The sequence below is a fragment of the Flavonifractor plautii ATCC 29863 genome (assembly GCF_000239295.1).
Classification (GTDB): domain Bacteria; phylum Bacillota; class Clostridia; order Oscillospirales; family Oscillospiraceae; genus Flavonifractor; species Flavonifractor plautii.
The window spans coordinates 9,214-32,216 of sequence record NZ_JH417810.1; the positions used below are offsets into that span (position 1 = coordinate 9,214).

General features: G+C 58.0%; 21 protein-coding genes. 11 read left to right on the forward strand and 10 right to left on the reverse strand.

The genetic code is table 11. The annotated features are described in order from the left end of the window. Window positions 1-685: 685 nt before the first annotated feature. Window positions 686-1,018, reverse strand: a complete 333-nt coding sequence (locus tag HMPREF0372_RS12600; RefSeq protein ID WP_007493068.1) for a helix-turn-helix domain-containing protein — start codon at window positions 1,016-1,018, stop codon at window positions 686-688. Between the two features lie 143 nt (window positions 1,019-1,161). On the opposite strand from HMPREF0372_RS12600, the gene HMPREF0372_RS12605 reads away from it, so the two are divergent. The 5 genes from HMPREF0372_RS12605 (at window position 1,162) to asrC (ending at window position 5,664) form a co-directional block, all read left to right on the forward strand. Beyond that, a complete protein-coding gene (locus HMPREF0372_RS12605; protein WP_007493070.1) occupies window positions 1,162-1,557 on the forward strand; it encodes a hypothetical protein in 396 nt (131 codons plus the stop codon). A gap of 55 nt (window positions 1,558-1,612) precedes the next feature. After that, window positions 1,613-2,497 (forward strand): LysR family transcriptional regulator, encoded by an 885-nt coding sequence (locus tag HMPREF0372_RS12610; protein WP_007493072.1) that lies wholly within the window; start codon window positions 1,613-1,615, stop codon window positions 2,495-2,497. A 235-nt stretch (window positions 2,498-2,732) separates the two neighbouring features. Beyond that, window positions 2,733-3,770: an anaerobic sulfite reductase subunit AsrA gene (asrA, locus tag HMPREF0372_RS12615; protein ID WP_007493074.1), complete on the forward strand. Its 1,038-nt coding sequence runs from the start codon at window positions 2,733-2,735 to the stop codon at window positions 3,768-3,770. Between the two features lie 16 nt (window positions 3,771-3,786). Further along, the gene (gene asrB, locus HMPREF0372_RS12620; protein WP_007493076.1) at window positions 3,787-4,578 is read left to right on the forward strand and encodes an anaerobic sulfite reductase subunit AsrB; all 792 of its coding nucleotides are present in this window, start codon (window positions 3,787-3,789) and stop codon (window positions 4,576-4,578) included. Window positions 4,579-4,596: 18 nt separating this feature from the next. After that, window positions 4,597-5,664 (forward strand): sulfite reductase subunit C, encoded by a 1,068-nt coding sequence (asrC, locus tag HMPREF0372_RS12625; RefSeq protein WP_007493079.1) that lies wholly within the window; start codon window positions 4,597-4,599, stop codon window positions 5,662-5,664. 64 nt (window positions 5,665-5,728) lie between these two features. Here the strand turns inward: asrC and HMPREF0372_RS12630 are convergent, their stop codons facing one another. The 6 genes from HMPREF0372_RS12630 to HMPREF0372_RS12655 form a co-directional block, all read right to left on the reverse strand. Next, a complete protein-coding gene (locus HMPREF0372_RS12630) occupies window positions 5,729-6,499 on the reverse strand; it encodes a hypothetical protein (protein WP_230979300.1) in 771 nt (256 codons plus the stop codon). 92 nt (window positions 6,500-6,591) lie between these two features. Continuing rightward, the gene (locus tag HMPREF0372_RS12635) at window positions 6,592-8,145 is read right to left on the reverse strand and encodes a recombinase family protein (protein ID WP_174269970.1); all 1,554 of its coding nucleotides are present in this window, start codon (window positions 8,143-8,145) and stop codon (window positions 6,592-6,594) included. Window positions 8,146-8,567: 422 nt separating this feature from the next. Beyond that, on the reverse strand, window positions 8,568-9,281 hold the full coding sequence (locus HMPREF0372_RS12640; RefSeq protein ID WP_007493089.1) for a hypothetical protein: 714 nt from the start codon (window positions 9,279-9,281) through the stop codon (window positions 8,568-8,570). A 22-nt stretch (window positions 9,282-9,303) separates the two neighbouring features. Next, window positions 9,304-11,166, reverse strand: a complete 1,863-nt coding sequence (locus tag HMPREF0372_RS12645) for a cell division FtsA domain-containing protein (RefSeq protein ID WP_039997467.1) — start codon at window positions 11,164-11,166, stop codon at window positions 9,304-9,306. Between the two features lie 97 nt (window positions 11,167-11,263). After that, window positions 11,264-13,033, reverse strand: coding sequence for a methyl-accepting chemotaxis protein (locus tag HMPREF0372_RS12650; RefSeq protein WP_007493093.1), 1,770 nt, complete (start codon window positions 13,031-13,033; stop codon window positions 11,264-11,266). Window positions 13,034-13,071: 38 nt separating this feature from the next. Next, complete coding sequence (locus HMPREF0372_RS12655) at window positions 13,072-13,719, reverse strand: cell division ATP-binding protein FtsE (RefSeq protein ID WP_230979294.1); 648 nt, start codon at window positions 13,717-13,719, stop codon at window positions 13,072-13,074. Window positions 13,720-14,093: 374 nt separating this feature from the next. Between HMPREF0372_RS12655 and HMPREF0372_RS12660 the strand changes: the two genes are divergently transcribed. After that, window positions 14,094-14,723 carry a C39 family peptidase gene (locus HMPREF0372_RS12660; protein ID WP_230979295.1) on the forward strand — a complete coding sequence of 210 codons (630 nt, stop codon included), beginning with the start codon at window positions 14,094-14,096 and terminating at the stop codon, window positions 14,721-14,723. A gap of 13 nt (window positions 14,724-14,736) precedes the next feature. Here HMPREF0372_RS12660 and HMPREF0372_RS12665 read toward each other — a convergent pair whose 3' ends face one another. From HMPREF0372_RS12665 to fliD, 3 genes are read right to left on the reverse strand one after another with little or no spacing between them, the layout of a single operon-like run. Then, window positions 14,737-15,132, reverse strand: a complete 396-nt coding sequence (locus HMPREF0372_RS12665; RefSeq protein ID WP_007493101.1) for a hypothetical protein — start codon at window positions 15,130-15,132, stop codon at window positions 14,737-14,739. Further along, complete coding sequence (locus HMPREF0372_RS12670; RefSeq protein WP_009261339.1) at window positions 15,133-15,522, reverse strand: flagellar export chaperone FliS; 390 nt, start codon at window positions 15,520-15,522, stop codon at window positions 15,133-15,135. A gap of 34 nt (window positions 15,523-15,556) precedes the next feature. Further along, the gene (fliD, locus tag HMPREF0372_RS12675; protein ID WP_039997473.1) at window positions 15,557-18,046 is read right to left on the reverse strand and encodes a flagellar filament capping protein FliD; all 2,490 of its coding nucleotides are present in this window, start codon (window positions 18,044-18,046) and stop codon (window positions 15,557-15,559) included. A gap of 217 nt (window positions 18,047-18,263) precedes the next feature. On the opposite strand from fliD, the gene HMPREF0372_RS12680 reads away from it, so the two are divergent. From HMPREF0372_RS12680 to HMPREF0372_RS12700, 5 genes are all read left to right on the forward strand, one after another. Further along, entirely contained in the window at window positions 18,264-19,064 is an 801-nt protein-coding gene (locus HMPREF0372_RS12680) for a ParA family protein (protein ID WP_024724914.1), read from the forward strand. Then, entirely contained in the window at window positions 19,064-19,816 is a 753-nt protein-coding gene (locus HMPREF0372_RS12685; RefSeq protein WP_007493108.1) for a late competence development ComFB family protein, read from the forward strand. Before HMPREF0372_RS12680 ends, HMPREF0372_RS12685 begins: the two co-directional genes overlap by 1 nt. A gap of 99 nt (window positions 19,817-19,915) precedes the next feature. Beyond that, a complete protein-coding gene (locus HMPREF0372_RS12690; RefSeq protein ID WP_007493110.1) occupies window positions 19,916-21,730 on the forward strand; it encodes a DUF342 domain-containing protein in 1,815 nt (604 codons plus the stop codon). 61 nt (window positions 21,731-21,791) lie between these two features. Continuing rightward, a complete protein-coding gene (locus tag HMPREF0372_RS12695) occupies window positions 21,792-22,295 on the forward strand; it encodes a hypothetical protein (RefSeq protein WP_007493112.1) in 504 nt (167 codons plus the stop codon). Next, window positions 22,292-22,657, forward strand: a complete 366-nt coding sequence (locus HMPREF0372_RS12700) for a response regulator transcription factor (RefSeq protein ID WP_007493114.1) — start codon at window positions 22,292-22,294, stop codon at window positions 22,655-22,657. Before HMPREF0372_RS12695 ends, HMPREF0372_RS12700 begins: the two co-directional genes overlap by 4 nt. Window positions 22,658-23,003: the final 346 nt, after the last annotated feature.

A 23,003-nucleotide genomic window follows, 5' to 3' on the forward strand; every position in this document is an offset into this window, starting at 1 on the left:
CGCCCGCGGGCGGGGACAAGCCCCGCCCCTACGTTCCAGCCACCCCGCATACAAGCCGGTGCGGCGGGGGCGTTACGGAGTAAGCCCCCGCCGCCGGAAAGCCGCCGATCGAGCAGCTCCGGGGGGTACATCCAATAGGGGGGCCGTAGCCCCCCTGATTGGTCGTTTTAAGGGGGATGGGGGCCGGGAAGGGGGGAAATCGAAACCGCAGCGTAAAGCAAACGTGCCAGTGGCACGTTTGTAGCGTAGGCCGCAGCGGCTTTGCCGCGAGGAGGGAACCACCGAGGGGCCCGCCGGAGGCATAACAAGAAAGCAGTTGTCAAAAAGGGCAACATGGAAGGTGCGTCAGCTCGGCACAAGACGGGCCGATGTGGGCAGAAGGTGAATTGCCCCGAAGGGGCAAGAGAGGCCGCCCTGGGGCGTCGGCCCCTACGCTAGGGGGACGCCCGTCCCAACGCATAACGGCGTAGGGGCGACCCTTGTGGTCGCCCGCGGGCGGCCATAAAGGCCGCCCCTACAGGTGTAGGCCGATGGACAGTGAATGTCCCAATGGGGGGCAAGAGAGGCTGCCCTGGGACGTCAGCCCCTACGAAAAAGGGCGCGGCCAACCGGCGGATTGCCGCCGGGACCGCGCTCAAAATGAAAGTTAAATATAAATATATTGCAAGACTGTTCGACAAATCACTCAGGGCTTCCGCATGTTCTCCACCACGGCCGTTACCGCCTCTAACTGCGCATCGCTCAACTGTACCAATTCATCCATGAGATGCCGGAGTTTTTCAGGGGCCCGCTGTCCATCGTCGAAAAACTCTTTGGGTGTAATGCCGAAGTATTTGCAGATATAATAAAGCCCGCTGAGGGAGGGCAGAGATTGCCCGGTTTCAATTTTATTGATATAGCCGGCGCTCTGCCCGATGGCATAGCTTAATTTACGAGCAGAAATCTTTTGGGGCAGACCCATATGAAGGGCGACCACACGGTCACGCACGAACGCTTCAAACTCCTCGATTGTCTCCATGTGATCACCTCCTCTTATTGAATTATTTTACTGCTTAATCTTGACGAATTAAGCCCTTATATTATATATTTTTAAAAGAATGAGTATTTATAAAGCTTAAAATAAAAGAAACAAATCATTTAAAGGTTTATAGGAGGGAAATCATGTCGTATTGTGCTAAAATTCCAGAGGAAAATCAGGCGGCGGCGCTGCTGCACTATCTGGGCATCAGCCGGACCCGGAAGGGCTATTGGTATATCCGGTGGATTTTGGAGTGGGGGCGGCAGGAGGAGATGGACGAAGCGCGGTTTTATACCCGGCTGGTCCGCCGGTGCAAGGTCCCCCGCCTTCAGATGGCGAGGGATATGTACCGCGCGCTGCACCGGGTGGATACCCTGCGGAACTACCTGGAGGGGGCGGAATCCGTCCAGGCCGGGGTGTGGGCGCTGCTGTGCGTTCTCTCCCGGTGGCTGAACCGCTACGAGGCAGAGCTGCCGGAGGGGGTCATGGGCGGCATGGGCTGGCGTCTGCGGGGGCCCGAGGGGCTGCGCGCAAAATAGCCCCTTTTCCCCCGGCCTTTCTTGGAGTATACTGGGGGAAAGGGGGAAAACTGCGATGCTTGATTTTCGGATGGATACCTTTCTGGCGGTGTGCCGCCACCGGAACTACACGCGGGCGGCGGAGGAGCTGAACATCACCCAGCCCGCGGTGACCCAGCATATCCAGTATCTCCAGAGCTACTACGGCGTCAAGCTGTTCTCCTATCAAAACAAGCGCCTCGCGCTGACCGAGGAGGGGGAGCTGCTGCGCAATGCCGCGCTGTGCATGCTCCACGACGAGGAGAAGCTGAAACGGGATGTGAAGGATCTGCGCCTGGGGCGGCGCTCCATCCGCTTCGGGGCCACCCTGACCATCGGGGAATACCTGCTGCCGGAGCGGCTGGCCGCCTATATGAAGCGCAATCCCCGCGTGGATGTCCACATGCTGGTGGAAAACACCCAGATCCTGCTGCGGATGATCAATGACGGCGAGCTGGACTTCGCCGTGGTGGAGGGCTACTTCCGCAAGAGCGAGTACGACTACATCATCTGGTCCCAGGAGCCCTATGTCTGCGTGTGCGCGGCGGCCCACCCCCTGGCCCAGGCGGCCCCCCGGCCCCTCAGCGCCCTGTTCGGGGAGAACCTCATCCTGCGCAACCAGGGCTCCGGCTCCCGGGATGTATTGGAGCGGGTGCTGGAGGAGCGCAACCACCACGTGGGCGATTTCCGCCACATTGTGGAAATCAGCGACCTGTTCGTCATCAAGGAGCTGGTCAAGGCCGACTGCGGCATCACCTTCCTCTACCGCAAGGCGGTGGAGAAGGAGCTGGCCGAGGGCTCGCTCTGCCAGGTAGCCCTCACGGACTTCCAGATTTCCCATGAGTTCACCTTCCTCTGGCGGAAGAACAGTGCCTTTGAGGCGGAGCTGCGGGAGACTTCCCGGGCCCTGTGGACACCGTAAAAAGCGCAGCCGCAAAGCGGCTGCGCTTTTTACGGTCACGCCATGTCGCCTGCAAAAATTTTGGGCACGTCTTATCCAACAGAACGGGGAAATTCGTTAAAAGTTTGGCAATTTCGAGCCCTTTTGCCGGAGAAATAAAAAATAATTATAGCAGCATAACAATTTAAAAGTTTTCACCGCCGCGGCCCGGGTGGTATGTTTAAGGAGAACTTAACTCAATTAGGAGGGATTCAGCATGGGTTACTCGCTGAACGCCGTACAGGCAGAGGCCGTTTTGCAGGCGCTCAAACAGAACTACAGCGTCTATGCCCCGAAGCGCTTCCCCAAGCAGGGCCGCTACTCGGATACGGATGTCATCAAGTACGCGGAAGTAGAGCACTATGAGGACATCGTGTGGCAGGTCAAGTCCGATTACCCGGCCAAGGAGGTTCTCACCCCCATCCAGCAGGCCATCTTCTACTTCACCGAGGATGAGTACCGCGCCAGCAAGGGCCCCAAGAAGCCCATCCTGATTCTGGCCCGCCCCTGCGACATCAACGCCCAGCATGTGCAGGCGAAGATCTACGCGGGCAACGGCGGCTATACGGATCTCTATTATGAGCGGATGCGGGAGAAGGTCAAATTCGCCCTAATGGAGTGCAACGGCGGCGACGACACCTGCTTCTGCGTGTCCATGGGCACCAACAAGACCGACGACTACTCCCTGGCCCTGAAGTTCTCCGACGAGGGCGTGCAGGTTCAGGTGACCGACGAGACGTTCGCCCCCTACTTCGAGGGGATGCCCCAGGCCGGCTACACCCCCGCCTTTGTGGAGGAGAACGAGCTGAAGGTCACCGTCCCCGATCTGGACGACAAGGCGGTGCGCCTGGCCCTCAAGAGCCATCCCATGTGGAAGGAGTTTGACGGCCGCTGCATCTCCTGCGGCGCCTGCACCGTGGCCTGCTCCACCTGCACCTGCTTCACCACCCGCGACGTCATCTACGGCGACAACCCCGAGGTGGGCGAGCGCCGCCGCGTCACCGCCTCCTGCCAGATCGCCGGCTTCGACCAGATGGCCGGCCAGAGGGAGTTCCGCTCCACTGCCGGCGAGCGGATGCGCTACAAGCTGCTCCACAAGTTCCACAACTACAAGGCCCGCTTCGGCGAGGGCCACATGTGCGTGGGCTGCGGCCGCTGCACCCACCGCTGCCCGGAGCTCATCTCCATTTCCGCCACCGTCAACAAGGTCAACGCCGCCGTGAACGAGATCAAGGCCGGCCTGGCCCAGCAGTAAGAAGGAGGGGAACGAAATGACGAATCCGGTTCAGCCTCAGGCCTGTGAAATCCTGAGCGTGAAGAAAGAGAGCCGCCATGAGTGGACCTTCCGCGTGGCCACCGACGCCAAGCCCGCCCACGGCCAGTTCATGCAGCTCTCCATCCCCATGATCGGCGAGGCCCCTATCTCCGTGTCCGCCCAGGGCGACGGGTGGCTGGAGTTCACCATCCGCTCCGTGGGCAAGGTCACCAACGTGATCTTTGAGAAGGAGGCGGGGGATACCCTCTTCCTCCGCGGCCCCTACGGCAGGGGCTGGCCCGTGGAGCAGTTCCGGGGCAAGCACCTGGTGGTCATCACCGGCGGCACCGGCCTGGCCCCCGTCCGCTCCATGCTCAACATGCTGGCGGCAGACCCCGGCTTTGCCAAGTCCGTGCACCTCATCTCCGGCTTCAAGAATGAGGACGGCATTGTGTTCCACAGCGAGCTGGAGGCCTGGAAGGAGAAATTCTCCACCATCTACGCCCTGGACAACGACGCGAAGGAGGGCTGGCGCACCGGCCTGGTCACCACCTTTGTCAAGGAGATCCCCCTCGACTCCTTCGACGGCGACTACGCCGTTGTGGTGGTGGGCCCCCCTCCTATGATGAAGTTCACCGGCCTGGAGCTGATGAACCACGGCGTGGATGCCGAAAAGGTGTGGATGAGCTTCGAGCGCAAGATGTCCTGCGCCGTGGGCAAGTGCGGCCACTGCCGCATCGACGAGGTATACGTGTGCCTGGACGGCCCCGTGTTCCCCTACACGGTGGCCCGGGATCTGGTGGACTGAGGAAGGAGCGTGTGAAGGATGAATCATGATATCAATGTCAAGAAGATGCGCCTGAACTGCTTCCGGCAGTCCAAGGTGCCCGGCGAGTTCATGCTCCAGATGCGCGTGCCCGGCGGTATGGTGGACGCCAAGTATCTCAGCTATGTGGAGCACATCGCCAACACCTGGGGCGACGGCAACTTCCACTTCGGCACCCGCCAGACCTTCGACATCACCGGCATCAAGTATGAGAACATCCCCGCGGTGAACGAGTATCTGGAGCAGTACATCAAAGAGGTGGACGCCGAGCTGTGCGGCGTCAACATGGACACCGTGGCCCACGAGCCCCAGCCCTGGGACCCCAAGGCCGGCTACCCCACCATCGGCGCCCGCAACATCACCGCCTGCGTGGGCAACTACCACTGCATCTGCGGCAACTGCAACACCTTCGAGCTGGCCCGGAAGATCGAGCCCATCATCTTCCCCAGCCATTACCATATCAAAATCAATATCGCCGGCTGCCCCAACGACTGCAACAAGGCCCACCTGTGCGACTTCGGCATCATCGGCGTGGCCCGCATGACCTACCACCCCGAGCGGTGCATCGGCTGCGGCGCCTGTGTCCGCGCCTGTGAGCACGGCGCCACCCGGGTGCTCTCCCTCAACGAGGGCACCGGCAAGATCGAGAAGGACCCCTGCTGCTGCGTGGGCTGCGGCGAGTGCGTCAAGGCCTGTCCCACCTCCGCCTGGACCCGCCAGGAGACCAAGTTCTACCGGGTGATCCTGGGCGGCCGCACCGGTCGCCAGACCCCCCGCACCGGCAAGATGTTCCTCAACTGGGCCACCGAGGACGTGATTCTGGGCGTGCTCAAGAACTGGCAGAAGTTCTCCGCCTGGGTCATGGACTACAAGCCCGAGTACCTCCACGGCGGTCACCTGATCGACCGTGCCGGGTACAAGAAGTTCAGGGAGATCATTCTGGACGGGGTGGAGCTCAACCCCGAGTGCCTGGTGGCCGAGGACATCTTCTGGCACGAGACCGAGTACCGCTCCAACTTCAACGTCAAGCCCGTGGCCATGCACCACAAGGCCGGCCCTCAGGCTTAATCCCCCCAATCCTATCCCAAACAGCAGGAGAGGCTGCCGCATCCGCGGCAGCCTCTCCTTTTGGTTACAGGCGGGCGGTGAGCTCGTCGGTGATGGCCTGGGCCGTCTGGTAGACCCGGTCGAAGTCCACGTGGGGGTTGTAGAGGCCCTCCAGCTCGTCGTGCATGGCCTTGGCCTGGGCCAGAGAGTCCACTGCCTCCTCCACCAGGGCGGCGGAGACCTTGCGGGAGAACTTGAGCCGGGCCTTGTTGCGGCGCAGCAGCTCCGCGTCCGCCATGGCGTCCAGCCGGATGCGGCGGTAGGGGCGTTTGGGATAGGGGAGGGAGGGGGAGGCGCTGACAAAGGCCAGGGAGAGGCCGGGTATGAGCAGGTGCTCCATCCGGTCGGGGAACAGGGGGGAGGGACAGACGATGACATCGTGGCCCGCCGCCAGCGCCCCGGCGGCCAGGTGGGTGAGCATGGAGTGGGCCAGCCCATAGGTGTCGGCCAGCTCATAGACCCGCTTACACAGGGCGTCTACCGTCTCAAACTGGCACAATACCCCCTTCCACGTGACGCCGCCCAGGAAGCGCTGTACCGCCCGGCCGGCCTCGCCGTCCCCCTTCTTGACCTCCCGGGAGAGAATGCCCCGGGCCCGTTTGGCCATTTTGGCCTCCAGCGCCGGGGTGAGCAGCAGGGAGCGGAGATCCTCCCCGATCTGGGCCGCCGCCGTCAGACAGCGGTAGGCCCGCTGATAGCAGGCCTTGTAGCCCTTCATACAGCCCATCAGCTCCTGGCGCAGGGGCTGGAGCCCAGCCCGGTCGTAGCAGTCGCCCAGATTGACGTAGCGCTCCACCAACCCCGGATATTTTGGCTCCACGACGTGGGAGAGAGCAGCACTAGGACAGTTTTACAGGGCGTCACGCCCTGGGGGATGCGCCTGCAAATTCAAAACTTCCAGGTAATTCGGATCTCCTGCTTTCCGGTTTCCCGGTCTTTCTCCCCAATCTCGATTTTCTCAATGAGGGCGACTACCAACTCCCGCGGAATGGTCTCCAGCTTCAGCAATTCCCGGGCCCTCTCCATCAAAGCGGCCTGTTCCACCGGCTCTGCCCGCTCCCCCAGTTCTATGTCAATCTGTGCCAGCCGCCGCTCCAGGCGGCTTTTTTCGGCCAGGAAGTCCTGGTTCAGCTCCACGAATTGTCCCTCACTGAGAATGCCGGATACTCGATCCAGATATAAATTTTTCAGCGCCTGACTCCGCCTTTCCAACTGTGTGGTCAGGGACTTCTGTTCCTGTTCCAATGCATCTCTGCGGGTGTCCGGCGGTGGTGGAAGCTCCAGTTCTTTCAGTTTATAGCAGCTTTGGACATAGTGGCGGATTCGCTCAGATACCAGCTCAATCAGTTGGTCCAGTCGAATGGAATGGCGGGTGCAGAGCTTTTCTCTTCCGCTGTCGGCGTACAGCTTGCAGCGGAGATAGGACACCCTGGGCCGGCCGCGCTGGCAGTTGGTGGTCTTGCTCATGGTGCTGCCGCAGTCCATGCACTTGACCAGACCGGACAGCAGGTGGACCTCCCCGGTGCCGTCCGTTTTGGAGCGCAGGTCCAGTCCGCGCTGGACAGTCTGAAACAGCTCCCGGTCAATGATAGCCTCATGGGTGCCCTCCACCCGAAACCACTGTTCTTTGGGCATGTCAATCAGAGCCTTGGACTTGTAGCTCACCTTTTTCCGCCGCCCTTGGAGCATAACCCCGGTATACATCTCGTTGCGGAGGATGCGCCAGATGGTGGTCTTGTTCCACAGACCATGGCTGTTGGACACCGGGTGACCGCTGGCCCAGCCGTGTTCCGCCTTGTAGCGGGTGGGATTTGGGATGCCCTGGTCATTGAGCAGTTTGGCGATCTCCTGCTTGCCGTGGCCCTCCAGGGACCATCGGAAGATTTGCCGAACCACCTGGGCAGCCTCCGGCTCAATAATGAGATGGTTGTGATCCTTCGGGTCTTTTTGATAGCCGTAGATGGGAAATCCGCCGATGTACCGCCCCTGCCGCCGCTTCATGTCAAAAACCATGCGGATATTTTCGGACAGGTCCTCCAAATACCACTCGTTGACCAGGCCGTTGATCTGCCTGGCCTTTTTGTTGCCCTTTACCTCCGTGTCGGCATTGTCGGCTATGGCGATGAACCGGATGCCCCAGATGGGAAACAGGCCGTGGATGTATTTCTCCACCAACTCCATATCCCGGGTAAAGCGGGATTGGCTTTTGCAGAGGATAATCTGAAACTGTTTCTCCTTGGCCGCTTGAATCATCCGGTTGAAGTCGGGCCGCAGGCGGTCGGCGCCGGAGTAGTCCTCGTCGCAGTAGATGTGGTAGATGTCCCACCCCCGCTCCACTGCGTACGCAACAAGCAGGGATTTCTGATTCTGGATGCTCTCGGATTCCGTTTTGTATTTGTCCTCGTCTTCTTTGCTCAGCCGGGTATAAATCGCACAAAGGATAGGTTACACCTCCCCGGAAGGCATCCGTACTCAACGGCAGAATACCCTTGAGACGCTCTTCCTATAAAAGGTATTTCGGGTAATCGTATTATGATTCTGAAATATGGGCTTAAAGCCGTCTGTATAGTGCATTTCTAAGCCATAAGGTCACAGCCCGCCGGATGAGAGAAAGATCAGGAAATTGTTCCGTGGAGAGCCGCCGCTCCGTCACAATAAAATTGGTAGCTTTCACAAAATCACCTCCATAAAAAGCTATGAATGGTGATGGACTAATATGTAGAGGGGAAAGAGCCAGGGGCAAACGGCAGAAAGCGCTGGGGCAGACTGTGTGAACTGTGAACATGGAAAAGCGCCGCCTATTATAAGAATAGGCGGCGCTCTCGTTTGGCCGGCTTATTGGACCGGCAACTGTTTTCCAAGCGTCATTTCACGGCCGTATTTGAATAAGGTGTCAGTTCCGTAACCTGAGACGCGTCACGGTCAAGCTGATAAAGGTGAGCGCCATCAACGGTCATCAGATAGCAGCCCCGATACTGACGGGGGGTACTGGAATACACGTTAAGCTGGAGACAGGGGGAGGAATCGACCAGGACAAGTCCTTCCTCCGCATAGACCTCGTATTCATCCATGGAGGCACCCGAGAGCCCGAGAAGGGCGGGAGTACAGCTTTTTAAACGCTGGATAGCCTCGGAGACGGTGAGAGCCTGCACACTGGGCTGGGTAATGCGCAGCTCGGCCGCATAGACGGGGGTGATGGTACAGGTGTCCCCTTCCCAGGCAATTTGGAGCTGAAATACACCGCCATCGCCGGTATCCTTGCCCATAGATACCGAGCCGCTGGAGACAGAGAAATCGGGGAGCTCCTTTACAACGCCGTTGGTGTCAATCGGAGAGCAGCCGTCCTCCTCCAAGGCTTGGACATAACTGGCCAGGGTATCGGTCATGGAGGACAGACCGGAGTAGACGTAGGAGTCAGGCTGATCCTCACTGCCCTCCTTGTGGGAAAATTGAATGTTTTCGGAAGAGAGGGTGGAGGTCAGGGCGGGGAGTGCAGTATCATTACTGGAGTACTGCTCCGGCGGGACATCCTTGCCGCCGCAGGCAGAGAGCAGAAGCGGCGGCAGCAGAAACGGCAAAAGCCGCCGGCCTCTGGAACGCTCAGGGCTGGTATCGAATTTCAATCTTGTCACCTTCCGCGAGTAGTTGCTGAAACGGACTGTCCACGCCGTTGATCTGCGTGAGCACAGGGCGGTCCAGATGTTGGAAGTCCAGCCCGGACCGCTCCAGCAGATCCAGGAGCCGGTAGGGGCTTCCGTCCGGCTTCGGGGAGAGCGTAAGGGGCTGGCCGTTGAGAAAGACATGCCGTTGGGGCGGGACGGAAGCCTGGGCCGGCGCCTCCCGGGCCGGGAGAGGAGAAGGCGCCGGCGGTGCATCCATGCGCTCCAGACAATCCCCCGACTGCAGCACCGTATGCCCCTCCAAGAGGCGCCCTTCACGCTGAACGGCCTTGCACCGCAGCTTGGTACAGAGCTCTGCGGCGGTCATGACACAGTCTTTGCCAGGCTGGGCAGGGGTAAAGTGGATACGGTCGCCGGCATGAATCAGTGCAGAAGGGGCGGCTTCCGCACCGTTGATGGCGAGTTGGGCGGGGATGGCGGGGGAGCCATAGAACACATTGCGCCTTCCGTCTATCCGAAGCAGCAGGCTTTTGCCGCTGCGGCCGATGAGATCGGAATAGCGGTACCCATTCATCATCAGCAGCTCCAGCACCGTAAGGCTCCCGCTGCGGAAGAGCTTGGCGGGGCTCCCGTTGAGCAGCACCTGATAACTGTCGCTGATAAGGCCGAGGCCGGCAGAGACAGCGATACCGAGAGGGGTGGTATATTCCGGATCAGACAGCGCGAAGGTATCGGAGTAGGCGCTGGACTGAAAATAACCTCCTGCCAGCGCTGCGCGTTTGGCATCTATGCCGAGGGCCGCGGCCACCCGGGCGCAGAGGGTGGGGAGCTTGCTCCCCCCGCCGGCCAAAAAGACGGCGGAGGGAGGACCTCCATTGACCTGGCAGATGCGCTGTGCGATCTCATCGGCCAGAGCCTGGATGGGGCCGTCCAGGAGAGAAAAGAGCTCCTCCGCCGGCAAGGTCTGCTCCAACCCCAGAATATCGGTAAAGCTCACACTTTTACTGCGGCCCAGCTCCAGCTTCATGGCCTCGGCCGTGGGGAAGTCCACCAGGCATGCCCGCATCAGGGCTTCCGTGATTTCGTCGCCTGCTACGGTAGCCATAGTATACCCCACCACGCTGCCGTCCCTGCATACGGCGATGTCCGACGTACCAGCCCCGATGTCCACCAGGGCCAGGTTGAGAAGACGGAGATCCGCCGGAATCGCGGCATTTAGAGCCGCGATGGGCTCCAGGGTCATGCTGGCCACCTCCAGGCCGGCCTTCTGCATGACCGCGTAGAGGGAGTCCACCACCTCGCTGGGGAGAAAGGTAGCGACCACGGCGGCCTCCAGATGCTGGCCGGTATGCCCCAGAAGGGTGGTCAGCGGATAGTGGTCCAGCCAGAACTGCGTGGGAGTGTAGCCCACCAGGAAGAACCGCTGTTCCTCCGGGCCGTCGGTGGACAGCGCTTGTTCCGCATTTGCCACGGCGGTGGCTTCGAGCTGGTGGATACGCTCATGGCCCAAGGCCTCGGGGGCCGAAAGCTCCAAGGTGCTGCGGCCCAACTCGGTACGCAGAGCCCGGCCCGCGGCTGCCACGCAGGCGCGGGTAAGCCTTCGGCCGGAGGCTTCTTCCAGGCGGTGTGTCACAAGGGAGACAGCGCCGGCAACCTGGTCAATATCCTCGATCTGACCGTCCAGCATGGCACGTCTGGCGTGCGGCTGCTTTTCCAGGGCTAGTATGCGTATCCGTCCCTGCTCCAGGGCTCCCAGCATCCCGATGACGCTGCGTGTACCTATATCAAGCGCATAGATGAGCTCTCCTTCTTCCATTTTAGTCGGATCGGAGTGAATCGGCATTCTGGACGGCATCTCCCTTCGCAAGCTATATGTTTGGGGAAAAAGGCGGGAAGCCGCCTCAGTATGGGCTGAGGTGGCCTCCTGCACTTCTGATCAATCAGTATTTGCTGAACGGGTTGGCGGCGGTGCCTGCGGCTGAGAGGGAGGCCTGGCTGTCCGCGGCGGGAGAAAGGGGGGCAGAGGCGGAGTCAGCCTCTGACTTCAGCTTGAATTTTTGAATGAGCTGCTTCATCATGACTGCCTGGGAGGAGAGCTCCTCGCTGGCTGCGGCGGACTCCTCGCTGGTCGCCGAGTTGGTCTGAACCACGGCGGAGATCTGATCCACACCGGTGGTCAGCTGCTCAATGGACTGAGACTCCGAAATTGCGTTGTCTGCAACCTTTTCCATATAGGAAATTGCCTCGGAGGCGGAGGCGACAGTTTGCTGCATGCTGGAGTTTACCTCCTCCGCCAGAGCCTTGCCGCGCTCCACATGGGACAGAGATGACTCGATAATGGCCTTGGACTGCTTGGCTGCCTGGTCCGATTTGGAGGCAAGACTGCGCACCTCGTCGGCTACCACCGCGAAGCCCTTGCCTGCGCTGCCCGCGCGTGCTGCCTCTACCGCCGCGTTCAGCGCCAGGATGTTGGTCTGGAAGGCAATGTTTTCGATGGTGTCGATGATCTGACCAATATCCCTCTGGCCGGAATAGATGTCGTCCATCGCCTGGCTGAGCTCCCGCATGCGGTCATTGCTGATCTGCACTTGTCCGGCAGCCTGGTCAGACTTTTCCTTGGCAATTTTAGCCGTCTCGGCGCTGTTCTGAGCGGAGGTATCAATCTCATTGATGGTGGCGGAGAGCTCCTGGACGGCGCTGGCCTGCTCCGTAGCGCCCTGGGCCAGGGACTGGGAACCGACGGACACCTGCTCCGCCCCGGCGGATACCTGATCGGAGGCGTTGAGAATCTCCGACATGGTGGCGTTCAGGTTCTGGAGGAGATACTCAATATTTGTCTTGACGGGCATGAGCTGGCCGGGGTATTCCTCATGGCTTTCCACCGTCAGATCGCCGTCGGCAAGTCCTTTGGTGATCTGAACAATATCTTCAATGACTCTGCCAAGAATATCCTGGGAGGTGCGGACCGCATCACAGATGGTTCCGATCTCATTAGATGCCTCATAGGTCAGCTCCACCGAGAGATCGCCCTGGCTGAAAGCGACAACAGCCTGCTCCGCCTCCTGGAGGGGACGGGTAATATTCCGAATGGCGCGCAGGTTCAAGAGTATACCAATGGCAACAACCAGGATGGCCATAATAAAGAGAACAATCTGGCTGCGGCTCACACTTGCCTGTGTAGAGTCGATGTGAGCATCGAGGTCGTTCTGGACTTCACGAATGAGCGTATTCCCGTCACTTACGGCCTGATTCAGCTTCGGAGTGCATTGTGTTTCGATTAGCCGACGTGCCTCCTCAAGATTATCCGCTTGAAGGGCGGTATGGATATCCTCAAAGGCATTTTCCCATTCACGTACAGACTGAATATAAGTCTGGGCGACGCCGTCGGAATCTGTATAGAGGGTCTGAATCGTGGAGATCGACTTCTCGATCGAATCCACGGAGGCCTGAATCTCATCAATGATTGAGGTATCATACCCGGACAGCGCCATGTCCCTAAGCTGACGGGCAATCGAATTGACCTCCGTTTCACTGCTCTGGACGGCATTGGTAATGGCAATGGGACCTGTGAGGATGGATGTATAGTCCTTCAGGATTTTGATGGTCTGTCTGATTGAAAGGAATGTCAAGGCCAACGCGATCAGGATGGTAATTAAGAATACAATTAAAAGCCGCATTCTAATTTTAAGATTTTTTTCCATGTTGCGCATATTTGCAATACACCTCTCCTAACATAGTCGGCGGCAGGCTATACAATATCTCCATACCGCCCTTTTTGCACATCGCCCCAGATCTGGCCATCCACCAGTGTAATGACCCGTTTCCGAAGCAGATTCACAAACTCCTTTGCATGGGTTGCCATGATAATGGTAGTACCATGGCGGTTTATCTCACAGAGCAAATGCAGAATATCCCAGATCGTGTCCTCGTCCAGGTTCGCGGTCAGCTCATCCAGAAGCAAAATGGACGGGCTGTTGATAATCGCGCGGGCCAGTTCCACCCGGCGGCACTCCCCATAGGATAGCTCCACTGGGTAACGCGCTCCCACATCAGGCAGGCCGACCATAGCCAAAGTCTTCTGAATCCGGGTTTGTATAGGCGGGAGCTTCCGGCTCTGCGTCAGCATGGCGACTGCGGATAAATTTTCGGAGATGGTCCGTTTCCGCATGAGCTGTGAGAGCTGAGGTACGCGGCCGAAAACCAGGCGCAGGCGGTCGCGGCGAAGCCTGGAAAGCCGCGTCAGGTTGATATCATCCAGAAAGACGGCCCCGGAGGTAGGGCGAAGATCCCCGGATATGAGCTGGAGCAGCGTACTTTTTCCCGCGCCGCTGCTGCCTGTGAGAAAGAGGAATTCACCCTGCTCGACCGTCAGATTGATTTCCTGCACAGCGGCCATTTGCTTTTTATCCTGCGGGTAATACTTGCTGACCCGCTCTAACCGAATTTGCGGCATGTGGACTCCTTTTGCCTGTATACAATAAAAGAAAAAATTGCTATAATAAAGAAAATATTATATAATAAAAATTTTGAGGTACTCTTATGTCCGGTACGAAAAACAGACCGCATAAAAGGCGAAATATAATACTTCTTGTTTTGTTGGCCCTCCTCTGTATTGGTGGGGTGGAGCTGCTGGTTTGCCGCTTTGCTGCGCCGGAGCTGTTCCAGCGGCTCACGGCCCCCGTGGCAGGATTGATGCAGCGTGTCTCGGACTTCGGGGAGGCACTACACAGCAATTTGCAGGAGCTGCTTTCCCGACCGGGGGAAGATGAAATGGTGAATCAACTGGCCGGCCCGCCCGCCATTGAGGAGGTTCCTCCGGCAGAGGAGAGCAAGGTCACGGAGTTTGTCACCCGGGACGGGCGGGAGTATCTGACCGGCGGAGTCGTGGATCTGGTTTACTACAACCAGGGAGAGGAACCCTGGGCCAGCCAGACCTTCGGTAATGATCCGATCCGCGGCTACGGCTGCGGGCCCACGGCGATGGCCATGCTGGCCTCCAGCCTGACTGGGGAAGAAACCGACCCCGGGGCCATGGCCGACTGGGCCTATCAGCAGGGGTACTGCGCCCCTGGCAGCGGTTCCTATCTGTCCATTGTGGAGGGAACTGCGTCCGCCATCGGACTGGAAGCAGAGGCCTATGAGGCGGCCTCCGCCGATGCTCTGGTGCAGCAACTGGCATCCGGACACATTTTTGTTGCGCTGATGACCCGTGGCCATTTCACCGAGCGGGGCCACTTTATTATCCTGCGGGGCGTGACCCTGGAAGGCCGTGTACTGGTGGCAGACCCGAACAGCAGGGAGCGGAGTCTGGCCGCCTGGGAGCCGCAGCTCATTTTGGATGAGCTCTCATCCAGCCGCAGCTCGGGTGCGCCGCTGTGGCGGATCTCCATGCACCAGTAAAAAACGGTCGGGGCTAGGAATCGTAAAAGGAATCCTTTCCGCACAGGCGGCCGCTGGCGGCCCGGTCGGCCTGGACAACCCTGGTCCAGAGGGCGCGGTTGCGCTGAAGCTGCTCCTGGAGGGGGTGGGCAGCGGGACTGGCCGCCGGGGCCTGCCCGGACAAAAGCCCCTCCAGCTCCTTCCGGTCTTCCGCCGGAAGGATGCGGCACTGCTGCGCCAGGTTGGTCTGGTATTCCCGCAATTGGTTGATCGGCTCCTGCCGGAGCTGGAGAAAGAGCTGAACGGAGACAGAATCCCCCCGCTGTATGGAGGTGGAGAGCTCTCCCGTCAGCTCAAGCACCTCGGAGAGCGCCGCATAGATGCGGCGCTCCGTGGCCAACACCGAAGTGAGCTGTTGTTCCGTCAGCATTTATACGCCCTCCTGCGGAGAAGTGGCGGCGCTTTTTTCCGCCTGCCGGAAGCTGTCCCGCAGCTCTGAGGCCATTTCCTTCACACGGGCCAGCTCCTTGGCGTTGCGCCCCGAGACGACCCGGCTGAGCTCATAGCAAAAGTACTCGTATAGCCGGCTCAAATTGGCGCTGATGGGGAACTGGCGGTCAAGGGTGTCGTCCAGATAATGGATGATATCGACGCTGCGGCCGACCGCTCCCTCGAATACCTCGTAATTCTCCTGACCCAGGCTCAATTCCGCCTGGGTCAGCCGCTTGATCAGTTCGTCGTAGAGCAGCAAAAGCAGCTCACCCTGGGTCATGGTATTTAAGGAGTCCTCACGGTAACGCTGGTAACCCCGCATATCCATATGTATCATGTTCCTTTCCGGAACGGCGGCGGCGTTAATAGCCGCCCATCATTCCCGCGAGACTGGAACTCTGGGAGTTCATCTGCGCAATCAGCATTTCCAACTGGGTGAATTTGTTGGTGTAATAGTCCACCTTGTCCGACATTTTGGACTGCCACTTATCCACCTGCTTGTCGATGTCCTTCATCTGCTCCAAAAGAGTGTTATTCAGAGCGGCAGAGGGGGAGTATTTGGAGCCGGCCTTTTCAATGAGAATGCCCTTTGTTGCGCCGGTAGTGGCCGCATAGCGGTCCGTCACCTTCTGGATGGAGGCCATCAGGCCGTCGCTGGCGGCGCCGTTTTCCTTGCTCTTGGTAAACGCATCCTTGACCTGGTCCGGGTTTTGTTCCAGGGCCTCGCGGAGCGCGTTTTCATCCAGCGAAAGGGTGGTCAGGCCGTCCTCATAGCTGGTTTTGATGCCGATGGAGCGGAGGAAGGAGCCGTCGGAGCCGCCGGGGGCCACTGCGGAGCGCAGGGCACTGTACAGGGAGGAGAGGTCCCGGTCCATAAACAGGATGCCGGTTTTTGCTTTCTCCTCGTAGGCCTTGATCTCGCTCTCGGTCATGTCCGCCTTATCCTCGTCAGTCAGGGGCTTGTACCGGGAGCCGTCTGACTTCTCCAGAGGCATGTCGGAGTAGGCCTTTTTGACCTCGGACACAATGGCGTTGTAGTCCTCCACCATGGTCTTGACCACGTCAATGATCTTGTCCGTGTCGGTCTTACTGGAGAAGGTGACCGGGGTTTCTCCATCTTTCACCTCAAATGTGCCGTTTAAGGTGATGGACATGCCATCCAAATCAAAGGTGTTGGAGCTGCGGGAGAACTCCATCTTCTGGCCGTTGATGGTGGCGGTGAATTTTGCGTCCTGCCCAGCAGTGTAGTGATCCTTATCAGTTACATCGACTTTACCGAACAGCCGTTCACCCAACTCCCCGCCAATCTCAACCCGTCCGCCTGCGCCGGTTTCCTTGGCGGTAAAGACAAACTGGTTGGTGGTCTTGGAAAAGCTGACGCTGACTCCGGCCTCGGTGTTGCTGTTGATATCATTGAGCACAGTCTCCAGGGCGGTGTCCTTGTTGTATTTGCCAATGGAAACGCCGTTAACGGTGAGCTCGTACTCCTGAAAGCGCTTGCCGTCCTTGTCCAGACGGTAACCCTGCTCGTCTACGGTATTGCCTTCGGAATCCACACGGGAGGTCACCTTGCCGTCCTTGTCCTTTATCTCAGTCACATCACCAATGGCTTTGGCCAACTCGCCGCCGGTCAGGCCATTCAAGCCCGCACCGTCGCTCGTCCGCCCCAGCAGATCGCCCAAGGTTTTGCCAGTGTCCACATAGGAGGTCACACCATTCTCACCCAGGCCGAGCACCTCGCCGACAGGGGAGGTGATGCGGAAAGTGTCTCCATTGCTGACGCTGAAGGAGAAGGAGCGCTCTCCGGGGCCAGTAGTATCCATATCGACCGTTATCTTGCCCTTACCGAAGGCCTTGTCCAGACCTTCCTGGAGGTTCTGCTTGACCTGCTCATGGAGATTGCCCTTTGAGGGATCAATCTCGCCCAAAGTAAAGGTCTTGGTCTGGCCGTTGAGGGTGACGGTAAAGCTCTTACCAGAGAGGTATTCCGCTTTGGTGGCGTCTTCCTTCACCACCTTCTCGGTAGTGCTCAGAGTAAAGCTGGAGGTGCCCTCGGCATCGGCAGAAGTGACCAGATTTTTAAGATCTCCGGTGGCACCGCTGAAGTGGACGTTGTTGCCAGCACCTTTCTTGTCGCTAAGGGTAACGGTGCCGTTGCTGTCCACCTTGACATCAATGAGGGTATCGGCGCTCACCTGGTCGCCGCTGCTGGTGGTAATCTTCTGCTCCTTCAGCTTGTCCTGGAGGGCCGTTTGGAATTTGGCAGTGTCCAGAGTGCCGTCGGCCTTGTTGAACAACTCCAACTCTCCGAAGTCCAGCGTGACCTTCTTGTTGCCATACTCCAAAGTAAGGGAGCCGCTCATGGTGCTCAGCGGCTGTTTTTCGCCCAGCTTGACCGGCTCGCCCTTTCCAAGGGACGTGTCCAGCCCGGAGGCGTCATGGGTATACCGGGCGGCCTCGGCCAGTTGTGCCACGGCGTTGAGCACAATGGTGCTGCTGCTCTTGCCGGTGGCGCTCACCAGATCGGCATAGGTCCCGTTGGCGGAGGTGAGGATCGCGTTGTTGAAGAAGCTGGCGCTGAACAGGTTGGTGGCGGGGGAGTTGTAGGACATATACTTGCGGGAAAACTCCACCAGCTTGTCGGAGATGCTCTGATAGGCGGACTGCTGCCACTGGAGCATGGTACGGTCCTGCCCCAACTGTGTAATTTTCTGCTGGTACCCCTGTACCATGCCCTCGATCATGGCCTCGGTGTCCATTCCGCTGGCCAGGCCGGAAATGATGTTGCTGTTTCGGCTCCCATAGATGCTGGAAGAGGAACCACTGCTCATAAGGCTGGAGATAGATGCCATGCTGCCCACTCCTTTCAACGTGCAACATGAAAATATGGCTTGATTGACAACCATTGGCTTTCTGAGTAAAATGGGTGTGTTGATAGGCCCCAATACTCTGTATTATGTTATCGTCCGGCCAAAGGGAAAATTAAGAGAGGATTTCGATTTTTCTGACGAAAAGGTGCGAAAACCTGCTCTGCTCCGGCCGGAGATGGGTGAAAGGGGTACAGGGGACATGGCGACCACCGTGATTGCGATTACGAACCAGAAGGGCGGCGTCGGAAAGACGACGACCGCTGCCGCGCTGTTGACCGGCCTGCACCGCCGCGGCGCCGCCGTATTAGGTGTGGATATGGACCCGCAGGGGAGCCTGGGGTTCAGTCTGGGGCTGGATATTGAGCATTGCACCACCATTTATGACGTATTCCGGGGGCAGGCGGAGCCGGAGCAGGCCATTGTACGGACAGATACCTGCGACATCCTTCCGTCCAACATTCTGCTGTCCGGCGCGGAGCTGGAGTTTAACCGGCCGGGACGGGAATTCCTGCTCAAAACCGCCCTGTCCAAGGTAGAAGATCAGTACGACTATATCATCATTGATACACCGCCGGCCCTCAGTCTGCTGACGGTAAATGCATATGTAGCTACGGACAGCTTGATTATCCCCATGTCGCCGGAGATCCTGAGCCTGCTGGGGGTTTCCCAGATCAAGGAGACGATCGAGAGCGTCCGCAGTTATTACAATTCCCGGCTGCGGGTATTGGGTATCCTGCTGAACAAGTTCAGCGCCCGGCTCACTCTGAACCGGGAGGTGCTGGAAATGGCGGAGCAGATTGCCGCACAACTGGATACCAGAGTATTCCAGAGCAAAATCCGCGGCAGCGTTTCTGTGGCGGAGTCCCCTGCCCACGGGGTCAGTGTTCTGGACTATGCGCCGCGCTCCAAGCCGTCTCTGGACTTTGAGGCGCTGTGCGAGGAGATCGCGGGCGGCTTTATACCGCACGGCGGACGCCGGACAGATGGGGAGGTGCGGTAATGGCCGGGAAAAAGGGGAGCCGGAGCAGCAAGACCGCCCATGTGCTCAACCTGCTGTCGGGGGGAGAGGCGCCGGAGGCGCCGGAGCAGCGCCCGGCGGCGGGGACAGAGCGGACGGAGGAGCCACAGGCCGGGCCCACGCCTCCCCCGCCGCCCCGGGAGCGTCCCATCCTGCCGCCGATTGTGGAGGTGGCCCGCACCAATAGCGAGGCATTATCGGAAACCATTCGGAGCGCGCTGGAAAAGGAGCTGGAGGAAGAGCAGGCCCAGGAGAGGGCATTGGAACGGGCGGAAGAAGCGGGGGAGGAACATGCGGCCCAGCCCGCGGCAGAGCCGCCGGAGGAACCGGAACGGCCCGATGACCCGGCGGAGCCCCTGCCCCCCTCCGCCCCAATGCCTCCCAAGGCCAGTCCTATGCAGGAGCAGAAGCCGGTGGAGCAGGGACTTCCGGACGGGGCGGAGTGGGTGAATGTTATGCTCGGACTGGTGGAGGAGAAGGCGGAGCGCTATGTCAAAATGTTTGGCCTGTGCCCCTGTCCCCGCTGTGTGGCGGATGTGAAGGCGCTGGCCCTCACCCGGCTGCCGGCCAAATATGTGGTTCTGCCCGCCGAGCATAAAAAACCGATGCTTAGCCTATATCAGGCGCGCTATGACGGCGATGTGACTACACAGGTTATTTACGCCTGTAAGGCTGTGATGGATGCACCGCGCCACGGCGCGGCCCAGCCCGGCCTGGCATCAGATAGGGGCTGAATATTTCTTATAAGATGTGTTAAGGAAAGTATTAACATTCTAGGTGTAGAGCCGATAAATTCTATAAGGATATACAATTTTACGGAAAGGAGTTGAAAGATGTTGAAAGATATGGACTGCCAGAGGGTGCCCGTCGAGGGGAACGGTCACGGCGATGGAGGCAGCTTCCTGCACCGGCTGGTTATGCGGCTGTATGGCGGCGGAGGGGAGCAGGCGCAGGATGCGCAGGATGTGTTACAGGAAGCAGTGTTGCCCACGGGGCACCTGTCTGCCCCCTCCACGGAGCAAGCCCCAGCTGCTCCCCAGAAAAAGGCGGGTCACAGTGTAAATACACCGACCAACAGTTTGCTCTATGCGCTGTGGAGTGAGTGGAACGACATTCAAGTTGGAGTGAATGCATTTGACTATGTTCTGAACCTGCCACTGGAGGATGGCCGGAACGGCAGGCAGCTTCTGAACGATGAGGAAAGCAAAACGGCGCTTACCCAGATTAAGCTGAAATTGATGAACTTGGCAAAGCAGCGTTTTTGGGAGCGCGGAGCGGATGCCCAGACCACGATGGATGCTCTGCCATGTGTGTTTCTATCAGAAAACAAAATGGTGGCATGGCTGTTTCTCTTTCCGCCGACCGGCGGCGGCAAACCAGCCTCCTTGGATCGCCTTGAGCATTCTGTTTGCGAAGCAGGCGTCTTATTCGGGATAGATCACGAGCGGCTGCAGCAGCTTGCGGATAGTCCGGAGTACTTTCAGTTGAGTGTAGTCGCCTATGGACTTGCTCCCATCCCCGGAGATGACGGGCGGATTGTGGAACTAGTACCTCGGGAGCCGCCGCAGACTGCGCCTCAAGAGGGAGCGCAGGGACTGGTGGACTATCGTTCCAGCAGTTATACAAACATTATCCATGAAGGCGATGTGATCTGTGACATCATTCCTCCTTCTCCCGGAACAAGCGGAGTGGATATCGCGGGAAATGTCATCCAAAGCCGTGCTGGGCAGACGCCGCATGTTCCACAAGGGCAAAACACGGGCGTCAGTGAGGATGGGCAGCATCTGGTAGCGCTGACCAGCGGAAATCTCATTTTTGAACAGGGTGTCTTTCGCATTCGTCCTACCCTAGTGGTGGAGAAAAATGTGGATTACAGCACGGGAAATTTGGATTTCGTTGGAGATATTATCATTCGTGGAGATATTTGCGCTGGTTTTTCCGTTCATACCACCGGAACCGTAACAGTTGACGGAGCTGTCGAGGGGGCCATTGTGGAGGCTGGCGGTGATATAATCATTACCAAGGGGGTACTGGGCGATAACTCCGCAATGATTAAAAGCGGTCGAACTGTAAGAGCAGCTTATCTGGAAAACTGCGTCGTATATGCAGGTACTGCAATCTTGGCGGATTGTGCCATAAATGCACAGCTTTACAGCGATGGCGCTATCCGCATTGTAAGTGGGCGCGGTACCGTTATTGGGGGCCTGCTAACAGCGGTTGACCGAGTTGACGTAAATGTGATTGGGGCCCGCTCGGGGGTATTGACTGAGATTGCACTTGGACAGCGCTCTTTTGCGCTTATAGAAGCAACGGATTTGGAGCGATCCTTGGAACAGATGAAGAAGGAACACAAGGAATTAGAGCGAAGTTTGGAATATCTGGAGCAGCAGGAGCCCTCAAAAGAAATCAGCGCAAAGATTTCTAATTTCAGACTGCGTTACGCCACAACCGGCCTGAAATTGGACGCTATGCGCAGGCGGCTTAAGCTGCTGCGTGAGGAACGATTTGACCTAAGCCAGTGTCGGCTATGCTGCCAAGTGGTTTATCCGAAGGCGAAAATCAGCATTGGCTCAGATACCATTACCGTTTCCGACCTGGAAACACAATGCAATGTGCATCTCTCAAAAAAAGGAATTCAACTGCGCTGATTTTATATTATCAGTGACTGCGGTAGTTGTTTTTCAAGCAAAAGGGAGGTGAATATACAATATGGCGGAGAGAGTCCCGCTTGCTTCTGAGCTTTCCCGCATCATGGAGCGGGTTGCATGCGAGGTGACCCGACATGTCGGACAGTTGGAACTGCGGCCAGTCCTGGATGAGAACCCTCCTGCGGAAACGGGAGGCTGTCAAGTTCAGACTACATTGTACGGCGGTTACCACTCCCGGATTACATTGACTAGCAATTACCTCTTTTTTTTCAACTTGGCAAAAAATATGATGGAAGAGTCGCCTACCCTGGAGGATGTTGCTGATTATGCAGTGGAATACTTCAATGTGCTCTGCGGCCATATTGTGGCTGAAATCTTTCGCGTAACAGGGGTGACCGCAAAATTTTGTTGCCCTATTTTTGGACATAAGGTTCGTTCAGAGGCTGTTCCCTTCCAAACATGTACCCAATTCTGCTGTCCGTATGGTTGGCTGGAGCTCGGATACGCACCTCTGCCTATGACTGCAATCAGTGCCAAACACGAAGGAGAGGAGAAAGAACTATGAGTAAGAAGCTGATGATTGTAGATGACTCCCGTGTGGTGTATGCCAGTATGAGTAAGATGCTGGAAAACAGTGGGTGGGAAATCGCTCAATTTTGCAGAAGCGGGGAGGAGGCGCTCAAGACCTACCCTGATATTCAGCCGGATGTCGTCACAATGGACATCGTTATGCCGGGGATGGATGGGTTGGAGACTGCTCGCAGGTTATTGGAAAAATGGCCGGCCGCTAAAATCCTGTTTGTATCCTCATTGGCCTACGATGAAATGGTTGCACAGTCCAATGCTCTGGGTGCAAAGGGTTTCCTCTACAAGCCGTTCCATCGGGAAGAGTTCCTGACCAAACTTGCAGATATCGTATCAGTGTAATGGATCAATTGGCCCCGAAAAGACAGAAAACCGGGTTATGTTTGACACATAACCCGGTTTTTTGTCAGACTGCGGCGGTCCCTGACGAGGTTGTCATTGCTTCCATGTTTGGGCCCTGGGTAGTATCAGGATTGGATTTGTTGCAAAGATAAAATCCGAGTAAAAATAGCTTTTTAACGTGGATTTCATTATACGAACGGAATTAACCGAAAAACACGGAACCATATCACGTAAAACGGTGTGCGTATGTGGGTCATTCCGGCCGTGCATACCGGCTCTGGGCAGCACCGCGGATCAGAGGCATTTATAGTAAAAAGCAGGCATGGATACTCTGCGCAGAGTATCC

Excerpts from the sequence above, each read along its gene's own strand:
- HMPREF0372_RS12605 (WP_007493070.1), top strand. The coding sequence starts at position 1,162 with ATGTCGTATTGTGCTAAAATTCCAGAGGAAAATCAGGCGGCGGCGCTG.
- HMPREF0372_RS12700 (WP_007493114.1), top strand. The coding sequence starts at position 22,292 with ATGAGTAAGAAGCTGATGATTGTAGATGACTCCCGTGTGGTGTATGCC.
- HMPREF0372_RS12665 (WP_007493101.1), bottom strand. The coding sequence starts at position 15,132 with ATGCTGACGGAACAACAGCTCACTTCGGTGTTGGCCACGGAGCGCCGC.
- asrB (WP_007493076.1), top strand. The coding sequence starts at position 3,787 with ATGACGAATCCGGTTCAGCCTCAGGCCTGTGAAATCCTGAGCGTGAAG.
- HMPREF0372_RS12670 (WP_009261339.1), bottom strand. The coding sequence starts at position 15,522 with ATGGATATGCGGGGTTACCAGCGTTACCGTGAGGACTCCTTAAATACC.
- HMPREF0372_RS12600 (WP_007493068.1), bottom strand. The coding sequence starts at position 1,018 with ATGGAGACAATCGAGGAGTTTGAAGCGTTCGTGCGTGACCGTGTGGTC.
- HMPREF0372_RS12610 (WP_007493072.1), top strand. The coding sequence starts at position 1,613 with ATGCTTGATTTTCGGATGGATACCTTTCTGGCGGTGTGCCGCCACCGG.
- asrA (WP_007493074.1), top strand. The coding sequence starts at position 2,733 with ATGGGTTACTCGCTGAACGCCGTACAGGCAGAGGCCGTTTTGCAGGCG.
- HMPREF0372_RS12685 (WP_007493108.1), top strand. The coding sequence starts at position 19,064 with ATGGCCGGGAAAAAGGGGAGCCGGAGCAGCAAGACCGCCCATGTGCTC.
- asrC (WP_007493079.1), top strand. The coding sequence starts at position 4,597 with ATGAATCATGATATCAATGTCAAGAAGATGCGCCTGAACTGCTTCCGG.
- fliD (WP_039997473.1), bottom strand. The coding sequence starts at position 18,046 with ATGGCATCTATCTCCAGCCTTATGAGCAGTGGTTCCTCTTCCAGCATC.
- HMPREF0372_RS12655 (WP_230979294.1), bottom strand. The coding sequence starts at position 13,719 with ATGGCCGCTGTGCAGGAAATCAATCTGACGGTCGAGCAGGGTGAATTC.
- HMPREF0372_RS12645 (WP_039997467.1), bottom strand. The coding sequence starts at position 11,166 with ATGCCGATTCACTCCGATCCGACTAAAATGGAAGAAGGAGAGCTCATC.
- HMPREF0372_RS12660 (WP_230979295.1), top strand. The coding sequence starts at position 14,094 with ATGGTGAATCAACTGGCCGGCCCGCCCGCCATTGAGGAGGTTCCTCCG.
- HMPREF0372_RS12680 (WP_024724914.1), top strand. The coding sequence starts at position 18,264 with ATGGCGACCACCGTGATTGCGATTACGAACCAGAAGGGCGGCGTCGGA.
- HMPREF0372_RS12650 (WP_007493093.1), bottom strand. The coding sequence starts at position 13,033 with ATGCGCAACATGGAAAAAAATCTTAAAATTAGAATGCGGCTTTTAATT.
- HMPREF0372_RS12695 (WP_007493112.1), top strand. The coding sequence starts at position 21,792 with ATGGCGGAGAGAGTCCCGCTTGCTTCTGAGCTTTCCCGCATCATGGAG.
- HMPREF0372_RS12690 (WP_007493110.1), top strand. The coding sequence starts at position 19,916 with ATGTTGAAAGATATGGACTGCCAGAGGGTGCCCGTCGAGGGGAACGGT.